This is a genomic window from Roseburia sp. 1XD42-34 (assembly GCF_009917385.1).
Taxonomy (GTDB): domain Bacteria; phylum Bacillota; class Bacilli; order Bacillales; family Amphibacillaceae; genus Virgibacillus.
This window is the reverse complement of record NZ_QWLJ01000008.1, coordinates 83,378-96,851: the sequence shown is the minus strand read 5'-3', so window position 1 is coordinate 96,851 and position 13,474 is coordinate 83,378. Positions and strand designations below refer to the sequence as shown.

The 13,474-nt window shown below is 37.6% G+C and carries 13 protein-coding genes; 3 read left to right on the top strand and 10 right to left on the bottom strand.

All coding sequences use genetic code 11. The features are described from left to right. Nucleotides 1-183: 183 nt before the first annotated feature. From D1839_RS06525 to D1839_RS06495, 7 genes are all read right to left on the bottom strand, one after another. On the bottom strand, nt 184-729 hold the full coding sequence (locus tag D1839_RS06525) for a GbsR/MarR family transcriptional regulator (RefSeq protein ID WP_199689949.1): 546 nt from the start codon (nt 727-729) through the stop codon (nt 184-186). A gap of 57 nt (nt 730-786) precedes the next feature. Next, the gene (locus tag D1839_RS06520) at nt 787-3,741 is read right to left on the bottom strand and encodes an ATP-binding protein (RefSeq protein WP_120378756.1); all 2,955 of its coding nucleotides are present in this window, start codon (nt 3,739-3,741) and stop codon (nt 787-789) included. A 10-nt stretch (nt 3,742-3,751) separates the two neighbouring features. Further along, nucleotides 3,752-4,975, bottom strand: coding sequence for a metallophosphoesterase family protein (locus D1839_RS06515; protein ID WP_120378755.1), 1,224 nt, complete (start codon nt 4,973-4,975; stop codon nt 3,752-3,754). A gap of 392 nt (nt 4,976-5,367) precedes the next feature. Beyond that, on the bottom strand, nt 5,368-6,618 hold the full coding sequence (locus D1839_RS06510) for an ABC transporter permease (RefSeq protein ID WP_120378754.1): 1,251 nt from the start codon (nt 6,616-6,618) through the stop codon (nt 5,368-5,370). Then, nucleotides 6,611-7,507, bottom strand: a complete 897-nt coding sequence (locus D1839_RS06505) for an ABC transporter ATP-binding protein (protein ID WP_120378753.1) — start codon at nt 7,505-7,507, stop codon at nt 6,611-6,613. The genes D1839_RS06510 and D1839_RS06505 overlap by 8 nt, the downstream gene beginning before the upstream one ends. Before the next feature lie 56 nt (nt 7,508-7,563). Beyond that, nucleotides 7,564-7,884 carry a DUF3796 domain-containing protein gene (locus tag D1839_RS06500; protein ID WP_158589601.1) on the bottom strand — a complete coding sequence of 107 codons (321 nt, stop codon included), beginning with the start codon at nt 7,882-7,884 and terminating at the stop codon, nt 7,564-7,566. After that, on the bottom strand, nt 7,874-8,083 hold the full coding sequence (locus D1839_RS06495) for a helix-turn-helix transcriptional regulator (RefSeq protein WP_120378751.1): 210 nt from the start codon (nt 8,081-8,083) through the stop codon (nt 7,874-7,876). Before D1839_RS06495 ends, D1839_RS06500 begins: the two co-directional genes overlap by 11 nt. A gap of 277 nt (nt 8,084-8,360) precedes the next feature. Here D1839_RS06495 and D1839_RS06490 point away from each other — a divergent pair, with 277 nt between their 5' ends. Then, the gene (locus D1839_RS06490; RefSeq protein ID WP_120378750.1) at nt 8,361-8,546 is read left to right on the top strand and encodes a YhzD family protein; all 186 of its coding nucleotides are present in this window, start codon (nt 8,361-8,363) and stop codon (nt 8,544-8,546) included. Between the two features lie 100 nt (nt 8,547-8,646). On the opposite strand, the gene D1839_RS06485 is transcribed toward D1839_RS06490, so the two are convergent. Beyond that, complete coding sequence (locus D1839_RS06485) at nt 8,647-9,420, bottom strand: enoyl-CoA hydratase (RefSeq protein ID WP_120378749.1); 774 nt, start codon at nt 9,418-9,420, stop codon at nt 8,647-8,649. Between the two features lie 133 nt (nt 9,421-9,553). Further along, nucleotides 9,554-9,907, bottom strand: a complete 354-nt coding sequence (locus D1839_RS06480; protein WP_120378748.1) for a YlbF family regulator — start codon at nt 9,905-9,907, stop codon at nt 9,554-9,556. Between the two features lie 159 nt (nt 9,908-10,066). Here D1839_RS06480 and D1839_RS06475 point away from each other — a divergent pair, with 159 nt between their 5' ends. Both D1839_RS06475 and D1839_RS06470 read left to right on the top strand, forming a co-directional pair. After that, nucleotides 10,067-10,963, top strand: coding sequence for a PucR family transcriptional regulator (locus D1839_RS06475; RefSeq protein WP_120378747.1), 897 nt, complete (start codon nt 10,067-10,069; stop codon nt 10,961-10,963). Nucleotides 10,964-11,058: 95 nt separating this feature from the next. After that, on the top strand, nt 11,059-12,156 hold the full coding sequence (locus D1839_RS06470) for an ABC transporter ATP-binding protein (RefSeq protein ID WP_120378746.1): 1,098 nt from the start codon (nt 11,059-11,061) through the stop codon (nt 12,154-12,156). Nucleotides 12,157-12,527: 371 nt separating this feature from the next. On the opposite strand, the gene D1839_RS06465 is transcribed toward D1839_RS06470, so the two are convergent. Then, nucleotides 12,528-12,725 carry an alpha/beta-type small acid-soluble spore protein gene (locus D1839_RS06465; protein ID WP_050350220.1) on the bottom strand — a complete coding sequence of 66 codons (198 nt, stop codon included), beginning with the start codon at nt 12,723-12,725 and terminating at the stop codon, nt 12,528-12,530. Nucleotides 12,726-13,474 lie beyond the last annotated feature (749 nt).

The window sequence follows — 13,474 nt, the reverse complement described above, 5'->3', positions numbered from 1 at the left end:
CATCCCTATCAGCAAAATTACAAAAGCGCTTAAACTTTAAAACAGTAGTCCACCTATAATCAAAACTAGAACCTAGTCCCATAAATTCGACATCTCCAATTTTGACGAAGCTTTTTCTGTCTACTTTAATGTAAGAAAAGGGACTGGCTCCTTATAAAAAGCATCAGTCCATTTTCATAGTTGTTAATTTTTTGGAATATAGTCGAAAATCTTACCACTTTCAATTACTTGAATAAACTTCATCAACCATTCATAGTAATTTTTAGCATACTCCAATCGATCAATATTTGTGTTAATCTTTTCCTTTAATTGCTCGTCATCTGTCTCTTCCTCTAGTTTCCGGAGCTCAGCAATGGCTTCATCTGCTTCTTCAATATTTGTTTCTGTATGATGACGCCAACGGTTACCAAAGAGTGAGGTGAACGATTTATACCAATCCTCCTCAGATCGATATAAATCTTTTCGAATACCCCGTTTAAAGGTAGATTCAACCATCTTCATTTCTGACAGCGTCCGTACACCTGTCGACATACTCGTTTTACTCATTTCAAGCGCATCACGCATATCATCTAAAGTCATTGGTTTATCAGCAAAATACAATACACCATACAGCCTACCAACGGAAGATGTTAGCCCATATAAGTTCATATTTTTGGCAATGACTTGAATAAATTTTTCAATTGTTTCATCATATTTTTCCCAATCTTGGTACTCTTTTTTCTCTGGCACTGGATGTCCCTCCACATGCATTATAATCATAATCTGCAAATAGTTTATCATTTATTGTCAATGAATGCGAATAGAATTTAACATTTGGACAAAACTTCTTTTTTCAGCCAATGTAACAAGATCTTGTTTACAAGTAAATACGATCACTTGTTGCCTTTGCGCAATTCTTTCGAGCAGTGACGTCAAGCGTTTTGTTCGAATGGAATCAAAATGAACAAATGCATCATCCATCATAAATGGTAAGGCATGTTCTTCACTTATACATACACTAACCGCTAAGCGCAAAGCAACGTACAATTGGTCCATCGTCCCTTTTGACAGTTCTTTAACATTAAATCGCGTACCATCATCCGCCTCCACCGTAAATGGTTGGTCAGCAGTTGGCGGGTAAACGTATTGGTAAGTTTCGTCTGTTAGCTCACGAAAGTATAATGTTGTTCGCTCCATCACCTTATGCAAATATTTGTTCTGGTACGATCGTTTTGCTTGCAATAGTATCTCTTTTGCAGTTTTAAGTGTTGCCCATTGATTAGCCTGTTGACGGAGCGCTGCCTGTTCCATTTCCTTTTGATGAACTAAAACGGAGTAAGCTTCTCTTTTTTCCATTCCATCTATCTCTGCATGGACCGTCGCTAACATTTGCTGATGCGTATCCAAATCCTTTTCCAGCTGAGTAATTGTTTGATTCAGCTTTTCTTGTTGCTGTTCCAAGTCTAGTAACCTTGGACTTTTACCTAACATAGCATCCAACATATCTTTCGGAAAAAATAAAGCAAGCTGACTAGCTAATGCTGCTCTCTTTTCTAATAATGATTGCTGGAGTTGCTTTTGGTTTCCTTTTTCATAAAAAGCTTCTTCGTCTCCCACATGAGCTGTTTTAAGTAACTGATTCATTTCCATTGTTAAAGGCTTCATTTGTTGATTTACTTGATGCAGCGCGAGCTCACTCTCCGCTAATTGAGTTTGATAGTATGAACATTGATTAGCTGTCGCTTCATGTTTCTTCAATAGCTTCTCAATGGAATGAAACGGTAACTGAACTGTCTGTTCCGACCATTCCCATTTTGCATGTTGGGCAAACGTGTTTATCTTAGAACGGATATTAGCTAGTTGCTGCATCCATGTTGCATACGTTTCCTCATCTTCCTTCATTCGCCTATATATATATTGCAATTGTTTCAAGCTATGGAATACATCAGGCCAATATGTGGGCGCAACATGGGTTAGAAAAGGGTAGGCAGCTTGCTCAGCAAACATCCTTTCATCCATACGGCGCATTTGATCCATTAGTTGCAGCTGTTGTTCTTCCCATTTTAACGCTTGAACATCTATCTGTTTTAATTGCTCATTGATCGCTCCAAGCCGTGTTCGTAATTGTAATTGCTGCTCCACTAACTGCTCTACACGCTCTCGTTCTGTGTCCGACAAATAGCTTCCATTCGTTGGTTGCATAAACAAGCTGTCCATTTCTTTTATCGACTGCTCCTGCCATTTCCATTGAAATACAGCACCGATAGCGACTAATGGTGCTACAAGTAATAGCGCTGTATAGTCCATCCCGATCCCCATACCCGCCAACAGCATAGCAGCTATTATCAAAACTGAAAAAATCAAACGTGCCTGTTTTCGCTTCCGCTGTTGTTGCTTTTTCCAGTTAGATTGATGGGTACTTTGTTGTTCATCAGAGGATGGAACAAAAATTGGTGCCGACTGCTGCAGCTGTTGTTTCCAAACATGCAACTGTTGCTCAGAAGTTATTCTTTCTTGAATCTCCTGCTTTTCTTCTATTAATTTATTTCGCTGCTTTGATTGCTGTTTTTTATCTAGTTGTAGTTGTAATTGTTTAACATCTAATTGATCCAAATCCTCTTTTATTTTCTTCCAGTTCTTTTCTGTAAATACCGATAGTTGCAATTGATCTATCTCGCTACGATCTATTGGCAGTTGTAATTCGTTACAAGTGTGAACAAACTGTTGCTCCTGTTTATGTAGTGATTGTAAGATAGCCTCTGCTTGTTCTGTGAGTTGGTCATAGCGAGGCTTCTCTTCCATTACTAGCTTTCCTTCATGATAGAGATCTGCTGGCAATAATGCTTCTGTTAATCTTTGGATTTCACTTTGGTAGCGGGTTTGGTTTGCTTGTAATACTGCTATTTCACTTTTTAAAGGTAACAGCTTTTCCTTGAGACGTTCCCAACGTTCGATTCCTGCTTCTGGGAAATTAATCTCTTTAGGAATTTGTTCTAACTGCTTTTCGACGGTATGATATGCTTGAATACTCGGTAGAACATGTTTTTGTTTATCTACATAAAGCCGTTGCTCATGGAGTTCTTGGAGGTTCTTTTTAATATGCTCTATTGCTTGCTCCAATCGCTTTACTTGCACTTGCTTTTCTTGGTAGGTAACTTCCAAGCGCTTCCAATCATTTACTTGAGCTTGGATATCCTGCAGCTTGTTTAACCGTTGGTTCATGAGTGGCTTTTTTCCTGATGGTTTAAATAACGCCCCGAGCTGTTGTTCTAATTGTTTTTCTACTGCATAGAGATTTTTTGCTCCCGTTAAACCAACACCAAGAATAACTTCTCCTAAATCATCAGCTTGCATCTCTGTGATTTTCAGCAGATCTTTAGCAGAAAAAGAGAATACCGATTGATATGTCGCTAATGTCATTCCTTTTAATTGTTCTTTAAGCCATGCTTCTCCTTTTTGTTCCCCATCTGCTGTATAAATTAATGCTTCCCCATTTCTCCGTTTGTACAAACGTTCAATCATGTACGTCTTTTCACCTTGAGAAATGGTCAATCTGCCCCCTATTTGCCCAGTTGTCTTAGGTCGATAAAATTCACTTTGTTTAGGAGGAAAACCAAATAATATAAACAGGAGAAATGCGTGTAACGTGGATTTTCCTGATTCATTTTCTCCATAAACATAAGTTACTTGATGTTCGGAGAAATCAAAGGTTTCATTCACCCACTTCCCAAAACCAAAAATCGTGGCTCGTTGAATAATCACATTTTTCCCCTCATTCCTTTAACAGCTCGTGAACGAGTAATTCTTTAGCTGCTGCTGTTATTTCGCGCTCTTCCTCCATTGTTAACGGTTGTAAAAACTTCCGCGCTTGTCTTTGCTGATATAGATTGGTAAGTAACGGCTGGACGGACAGCTTATTAGCTTCACGGAGCATTTCTCCAATGAAATGATGACCTTGATATAATGATTCATCAATATCAATTTCAGTTTGGACCTGATATTGAAAAATGTACACCCAGTTTTTAGGCTGCGTGAGTGTTTCGTTCACTAGTGTAATTACTTCTTCTACCTCTCCAGAACGCTCCCATTCCTTGATACGATCATCCTTACTTGCTAAAGTTAATTCGGCTAATTGAGATGTTGCATCTTTATGCTCTTCCAATGTGTTTAAAATCTCCCTCTCCATTTCAAATACGGATGGGCATGAAGTAAGATCCAATGAAAAATGGCTAATTTTGATAGCCTGTAACGGGAGAAATTCTAGTTCCACTTTTTCCTTTGTAAGGCGAACAAGATAACAGCCTTTTTCCCCTGCTTCCTTACGATGACGTCCTTGTGTATTCCCTGGGTAAATGATAGGTGGATCCTGTTTTAGCACTTGTCGCCGGTGAATGTGTCCAAGCGCCCAATAATCCATATCCACACCTGTAAGGTCGCTTATTTTAAATGGTGCATATGTATCATGGTCCGTATTGCTTTGTACACTTCCATGTAACATTCCAATATGAAATGGAATGGACAAATCAGCAATTTTGTACTCGCTCGTTTTATTATTCTGCACCACTCGTTCTTGATAGCTGAAACCGTAGATAACAGCTAACGGTTCACTTTGTTTGATATATGTATAAGAAGTGACAGCTTCCTCTTTAAATTCAATCACATTATTCGGATATGGTACAGAATGTGCATTTCCATTTAAATGATCATGGTTTCCATAAGATAAAAACACAGTAATGCCATGTTGTTGAAGCATTTCAAAAGCGCGCTTTAAACGAATTTGCGCTTGTAAGCTCTGTTGTTCGTTATCAAACAGGTCTCCTACAAGTAAAACAAAGTCTACCTGATTCTGAATCGCAGCCTTCACTAACTTATCTAAAGCTGTAAATGTACTTTTACGTATATCTTTAAATATATCTTCAGGTGCAGAAGCTAATCCTTTAAACGGACTGTCTAAATGCAGGTCTGCAGCATGAAGAAACGTGATTTCCTTTGTCACATTCCCACCTCCGATTCTCTTCCCATTTTAGCAAATTCACTTAGAGAATGCACGTTCGCATTACTTTTATAAAAACAGCTTCACAAGGCATTTTATATTAAAGACAAACTTTTCCTTAGGGGTATCTCCCGTTCCTAATAATGTTTCATGCAACATACTCTTATTCTACAGAAACCTCATCCTATATATATGGATACCTTGCAGCACTTTACATGCACGAGTTACGATGTTGACTTATCGGAGAGTGCTTTCGTAACCATTAGTTGCTGGACGATGGAGCTGAAAGTATATTTTCGGTTATTTTGTTATCCACAAGCACTTCATTTTGACCATTTGCTAGACAATGGAAAAAGCTCTGCCTAGCTACAGAGCTTTTCCCATTCATTGTATATTTATTTTTTCTTTTTCGATAGCGCAAGTGCTTTTTTGAAATCTTTTAGTGAGCTAGAACGTCCATACATTAGGACACCACCACGATACACTTTTGCTCCAAGAAGAGCTAAAATAATGATAGTACCCATTAACAAACCGATGGATAATGCTACCTCCCAAATAGGAACATCTAGCATACCTACACGTAAGAACATAATCATTGGTGTAAAAAATGGAATGAATGACGTTATTTTAATAAACCCAGCCTCTGGTGTAGCAAGACCACTCATAGCAATTATAAATGCAATCATAATTAAAAATATGATGGGCATGGTTAATTGCTGAGCATCTTCAATTCGACTTACTAATGAACCTAACATCGCCGCAAGTGTCGCATAGAGCAGATAGCCTAAAATAAAGAAAACAATGGCATACATATAAATCGACATGGAAGCAGAACCAATCCCAAATTGAGCAAATAGTTCTCGTGTGGCTGCATCTTTTGCAGAAATAAGTGCATACCCAGCCCCTAAAAACAGTGCTATTTGTGTTAATCCTACTAGCGCTACACCGAAAATCTTAGCAAACATATGCGTCACTGGCGGCGCACTAGAAATAAGAATTTCCATCACTCGCGATGATTTTTCCGTTGCAACATCTGTGGCGATCATATTACCGTACATAATGACTGTAATGTATAATAAGAACAACATGATATATACAATTCCTCGAGCTTGGTTGAGCTCTTCTTCAGTTTTAGCTGATTTATCCAAAGCGACAATATCAAACGTCACTGGTTCATTAATCATCGCTAATGCAGCCGGATCAACACCCGCCTGCTCTGTTGCGTACATGACCTTTAATTGTTGCAACTGTTGTTCCAATGCCATTTGCAAACTCGATTGAGAAATACGATTGGCATAGTAGGTGGCTTCAGGGAGCTTATTTTCAGTCATCGTTAATACAATAAGTGCAGTATAATCTTCTTCCTCTACAGCTTGTTTCGCTTCTTCTTCAGTCCCATCATAAAGCGTAAGCTCTATCTCTTCACTTGTTTGCTTCATGTTTTCCGCTAGAGGCTTATACAATTCATTCGTCTCGTCAATAACAGCAATTTGATCTGCTTCTTCATCAGAAAAAACATCGATAATCGTTTTAATATTGGTTAAAGCAAAGATCAGAATTAATGTAATTAATGTGGTAATAATAAATGTTTTTGATTTAATTCTTGTCGTATACGTATGACCTAATATAATCCAAAATTTATTCATAGGAAGCACCTACTTTCGCAATAAAAATATCGTTGAGAGACGGCTCTTCCAAGTCAAACTTCCGTACAAATCCTTTTCCTTGTAGCACTGTAAAAATTTCCTGAGAAACGAGTTCATTTTCAATTTGCAGCTGACAGCCTTCCATCACCGCTTTATATTTCGTAACACCAGGAAAATCACGAAGAAAATCAACTGGAAAGTCAGCATAAACACTTAAATTTTTCTTGCCAAATGAACGTTTTATCTCACGTAAAGACCCTTGAACGACTGCCTTGCCTTTATGTAAGATGCATAAATGCTCACAAAGCTCTTCGACGTGCTCCATTCGGTGAGAAGAAAATACGATCGATGTTCCTGATTCTTTTAAATTTACAACTGCTTCTTTTAACATTTCCACGTTAACAGGATCAAGCCCAGAAAATGGTTCGTCTAAGATTAACAGTTTTGGTTTATGTATTACCGCGGAAATAAATTGGATTTTTTGCTGATTACCTTTGGATAATTCTTCTACTTTCTTGTTCAAATATTCTGGAACTTGAAATCGGTCAAGCCATGCTTGCAATTCTTTGACAGCTTCACTCTTTGCCATTCCTCTAAGTCTTGCTAAATAGGTAAGCTGATCCTTTACTGTTAATTTCGGGTAAAGCCCTCGTTCTTCAGGGAGATAACCAATTAAATGACTCTTACCATAATCAACCGGCTCCCCATGCCACGAAATATCACCGGATGTTTTATCTAATAATCCTAAAATCATCCTAAACGTTGTCGTCTTTCCAGCGCCATTTCCACCCAGGAAACCAAACATTTCCCTTTCCGGGATTTCTAAAGATAGCTGGTTGACAGCAGTATGTGCGCCAAATTGCTTCGTAACATCTGTCAGTTGTAACATACTTTTCCCCCTCTTTGATATATGCTATACGTAAAAACAATGGCAAAAGTTTCAGGTTATTCTTCTTTCGTACTGAAATAGAAATTCGTAATTATAAAAGAGATATTGTGACATACAAATAATACTGTCAGAAGAAAAAAACTAAAGGAAATACCATCAAACATGATAACAATAAACCAAGCTAAATAATATATTACGATCATTGTATCCCACGATCTTGCTTTTGCTTGGTTAGTAACTTTTTGATAACGTTCATCGAATAAGCGTTTTTTCCTGCCAATGTACCGATTGATAAAAAAGACAATAAGCGAAACAATCATTGCTACAATCAATCCCCATATACCTGCAGGATTTTCCAAATAATCTTCACTTAACATTCTCATCCCCCTCGAAAATAAAAATATCTTCAATGGCACAGTCAAACGTTTGTGCTAGTTTATGTGCAAGCACAAGCGAAGGTTTATACTTTCCCTTTTCTAAAGAAATGATCGTTTGTCGTGACACGGATAATTTCTGTGATAACTCCTCTTGTGTCATGCCAAATTCGATACGTTTCTCACGAATAAGTGTTTTCACCTTTTTTCTCAACTCTTTCTATTGTAAAGCTCACTTTACGTATAGCTTACTTTACATTTTAGATAACGTCAAGAATGAATTGGCATCTCTTCCATTGCATATCCACGTTTTATACTCAAATAGAAGGAGTTTGTAATTGCTTGTCGAATAAACATATAAGTAAGAGGCAGTTCCAAATATTCAATATACAAACTTAGGGAGTGCCTGTGAACTTAGCTACGTTGGTCTTCTTTTAACACACCATATTTCATAACCAACCACAGAGGGAGGAATTTCAGTGAGAGATTATACTTTAACGGTATTTGATTCGTCCGGAGAAAAATTGCTGGATGAAACGTTTACGGCTGCAAGCGATGACGAAGCAAAAGAAATGGGGACTTCCAAATTAGACCAAGCAGGCTATTTGGATTATACCCATCGCTGTGTAACACCCGATGCTAAACTTATTCTGTTCCATCGATAAGAGGCCATTTATCCTGCATTTTCCATAAGATAAATCAGTATGAGACTTCTAACAGGCTAAAAACCGACTTTTCTAGATGAAAAGTCGGCCCTTTATTCCGTTATTTCCCTTGAAATGCTGGCTTTCGTTTTTCTAAAAAGGCATGTATCCCCTCTTTGTGATCTAGCGTATTTCGTAACTTCCATTGCGCCTCTTTTTCCGCTTCCAAATAATCCATGAGACTTTCTTTTTGTCGTGTGTGATACAACATTTTGGTTTCCAACATGGATAAGATTGGTGCTTGCTTTAGCTTGTTTGCTAATTGAATCGTATATGGGATGACACGGTCAGAAGTAAGTTCATCAATTAGCCCCATTTTCTTAGCACGGATAGCATCGATTTGTTGTAAACTCCAAATAAACTGTTTCGCTTGTTGTGTGCCGATTCGTTCTTTTATCAGAAAGTGCCCACCTCCATCTGGCACCAAGCCAATACCAATAAACAACATACCAAACTTTGCTTCCTGCTGTGCTACAACAAAATCAGCTGTTAACGCATAACTTAACCCAAGACCTACCGCTGATCCTTGAATAGCGCTAATAACCATCTTGGGCATCAAATATAATTTCAAGGTAATCTTTCCGATTGTATCCATCACTGCTGCGAATTCCTCGTAATCTGTTAGTCGATTCATCATGGAAATATCCCCACCGGAACAGAATGCATTTCCTTCGCCTGAAAGAATGACGACCTTATCTTCATTCTTTTCTACTTCTTCAAGTGTACGATTTAATTCTTCCAGCATTTCCAAGTTCAATGCGTTGTAGCGTTCTGGACGATTCAAATGAATATACGAAATTCCCTCTTTGCTTTCACTAATAACCATTGTTCCCATTCCCTCTCCCCCTTTATTTTCCTCCTATGTTCCATAAGTAGCTCTTTACTATACTTTTATTCGGTACGTTCCTGTTAAAATCCTTCTTTCATGAAAAAAGCTGCAGAATTCACTGCAGCTTTTTTATCCAATGCTATTCATTTCCTTCTGTTCCATAAAGTTCCTCTAAAGGTTTCGTAATAATACGACTAATATCATTAATCACTAAGTTAAGGCGTTGTTCTTCTTCCATTAAATTAGAAATTGCTTCATGCTGCTGAACTACTTCAACGACTTGTCTCGCCTTTTCCACTTCTTCTTCGGTTATTTCCTGACCTTGCATTTGTTTTTCTTGTAACGTCATTTGTGTTTCTCGAAAGCTATCAAACATCTGTTTCGCAGATGGGTCGTTCATCACCGCATCATAAACTTGTTTTAAATTCTTAAATTCATCGCTTTCACGAATCGCTTTTTCTAAATCATACGCACTATCATAAATATTCGGCACAATCGTTCCTCCTTCGAATCACTTTCTCATTTACTATAACAAACGAAACCTATCATGTATACCGTTTCTATATTAGACAGACGATACGATATTCTATTTTTCAAACTTGCTTTTCCTGCTATAATAAAGAAAACTGCTTCATAAAAAGGGGTTTTCAAAATGATCCAGCAACTGAAAAAAATTTTTCCTGAACTTATTATCGAACCAGAGAACTCCTCCCCGTCTTCATTGGAATATAAATGGTTTTTATTAGAAAACAGGGAAAAAATAGGGATACCATTACAAAATTTAACGGATAAGGATTTGCTACTGCTTGAAACATTTCTCACACCGTATCAAGCTGATTTTCCTATTCCAACTGAAAAAGAACTAAAATGGAAACAATTGCTACAGCAAACGGATAACAACATCTATGCCATACCACAAACGCCATACCGGTTTGTCTATTTTGCTATGAATAAGGAACAAATTGATCCTTTATTATTTAAAGAATCGATTCAAGCTTTATTTGCTTATCAAGTCCCGATTCTATGGGAAAATAGGCATGAGGGGATTATTATTGAAGAAAAACCACCTATCCTCGAGGAAAGTATTCCATATGACCAAATTATTGACGTAATAATGAATGACTTGTCTGTTAACATTCATTTTTTAGTAGGGCCTTATTTAAACAGCTATCAAGATGCTACTGATCAATATAAACGTATCCTAACATATGCCAAAACAACGTTTACCTATTCTAATAAAGCTGTTTTAAACTACCATGAAGCCTTGCCTTATATTTTGTTGGAGCAAGTGGATGAATCATTTCAAAACCACCTATCCCAAGTAGTGTTACAAGAATTTTCGAATGATAATGAGTTTTTACAAACGATACATACTTTTTTACAATACAACTTAAATATTTCTGTGACAGCAAAAAAATTATATATGCACCGAAATAGCTTGCAATACCGTTTAGATAAATTTATTGAAAATACAGGCATCGATATTCGTCAATTTCACCAGGCAGTTACCGTTTATTTTGCACTTCTAGCAAACATGCACAAAGACTAACCACATCTTTGTGCATGTTTGCTATTTTCTATTTTGGCGCTTTTCATTATACTTGAAACAAGGAATCAAACGCTTACAAATTGGAGGAATAATAAATGGCTGAGTTACGTTTAGAACATATCCAAAAAACGTATGATAAAAAAAATATTGCAGTAGATGATTTTAATCTTCATATTAAAGATAAAGAATTCATTGTCTTTGTAGGTCCATCTGGATGTGGTAAATCAACGACACTTCGTATGATTGCCGGATTAGAAGAAATCTCTAACGGTGAATTGTACATTGATGATAAAAAAATGAATGATGTAGCTCCTAAAGACCGCGATATTGCTATGGTGTTCCAAAATTACGCGCTATACCCCCATATGAACGTATACGACAATATGGCATTTGGTCTAAAGCTAAGAAAATTTAAAAAAGATGAAATCGATAAACGTGTGAAGAACGCCGCCAAAATATTAGGACTTGAAGCTTATTTAGATCGTAAACCTAAAGCCTTATCAGGTGGACAACGTCAAAGGGTAGCGCTAGGAAGAGCTATCGTTCGAGACGCAAAAGTATTTTTAATGGACGAGCCTTTGTCTAACCTTGATGCAAAACTACGTGTACAAATGCGTGCTGAAATTCAAAAATTGCATCGTCGTTTGCAAACAACAACCATTTATGTAACACACGACCAAACAGAAGCAATGACTATGGCAACTCGTCTTGTTGTTATGAAAGATGGAATTATTCAGCAAATCGGTGCTCCAAAAGAAGTCTATGACAATCCAGATAATGTATTTGTCGGTGGCTTTATCGGCTCTCCGTCTATGAACTTTTTCAGAGGAAAATTAACAGAAAGTCACCTACAAATTGATGATACAAAGATAGCTGTACCTGAAGGAAAATTGAAAACGCTGCGTGAACAAGGCTATATTAATAAAGAGGTTACATTAGGTATTCGCCCAGAAGACATTCATGATGAACCCGTATTTATTGAAGCTTCTCCAAATACAAAAATCACCGCTACGATAGACGTAGCTGATTTAATGGGCGCAGAAACCTTCCTTTATTCCAAAATAGGAGAGCAGGATTTCATTGCTCGTATCGACTCACGAACTGATATTCATATTGGCTCTACGATTGATTTAGCTTTTGATATGAATAAAGCACACTTTTTTGATGTAGAAACAGAATTGCGTATTCGTTAATAAAGTAGCTTAATGGTTTAAAAATAGGCCATGTCATCCTGTGTTTCATGAACAAAGGCGCTGAGCGCCCGTTTAGCAACATAGCGACTGGAGCGAATCAACTAAAGTTTTAGGAATCATACTCCTGCAACAGGAGTATGCCGACGCCTGAGCGGCAAGCCCGTTTTTAGTCGGCCTTCCTCTTAAAGACGAATCGATGAGGACTTATCGTAGGGCGAGTCGTGAAGTTGCGTAGTTGCTGGGCTCATGCGCCGGAAGTGGCTTATTAGGTATTTTGATATCCCCGAGCACCTCCTTTTATACTTTCTTATCTTATTAAAATAGGGAAAAGCTTCTTACGAGAGGCTTTTCCCTTCTTACCATAGTTATTATTAAGCTTTTGGTCCTAATTGCTGTTGTGCTGTTTGTACAAGTCGCTTCGTAATTTCTCCACCAACTGATCCATTTGCACGAGAAGTAGTCTCTGGACCTAAGTTAACACCAAATTCTTGAGCAATTTCATATTTCATTTGATCAAGAGCTTGCTGCACGCCAGGAACGACTAGCTGATTTGAATTGTTTCTAGCCATCTTTATCACCTCCTGTAACCTTAGTGTAAGCAGAATTTCAAAACTTATAAGCAGTTTAAAATGGTAAATAATAGTGTTTTTTATGAAATAAAAGTTCGATTAGGATTTTTTTCTTCATCACGTTGTTCGGCTAAAAGTACAAGTAAATTATAACCTAAACGTATTTCAGGCAGAATTTTTCATCTAGTCCTTTTTTCATTCACCTCGTAGAATGGAAGAGCTGTTCTTGCTTTCAGTTACATGAAAATAAACAAAGTTGCGCTCATAACACATGTTAAAGTGAATCTTCCATCAGTGGGCGGATTCATTCATCCTTCATAAGTGGTTAGTATCGTAATGGTTTGACCTAAAGGTCTCTTTCAAATTAGGGCATCTAGGTGTGTTATTTCCTACTTAAATATTACAATACAGATTATCCTACTCCAAAAGTGGGAGTCTTACAGCAACTTATATACAAGATTGTAAAAATTCGTAATGTCGTCAAGCCTTATGGCGAATCCTTTTTTTCTTATACTATAAACCAAAAAATCTTCCCTTTATATACTTTCCTATAGTGGAAGCGTAAGCGCCGTTTAGCAATGTAGCGAATGGAACGAATCAACGAAAGATAAAGGAATCATGCCACTAAAAACAGGGGTATGCCAACTCCTGAGTGGCAAGCCCGTTTTTAGTCGGCCTTCCTCTTAGAGACGAACCGATGCGCATTTCTAAAGTCGCACCGTTGCTGGGCTGATGCGCTGGACGTGGCT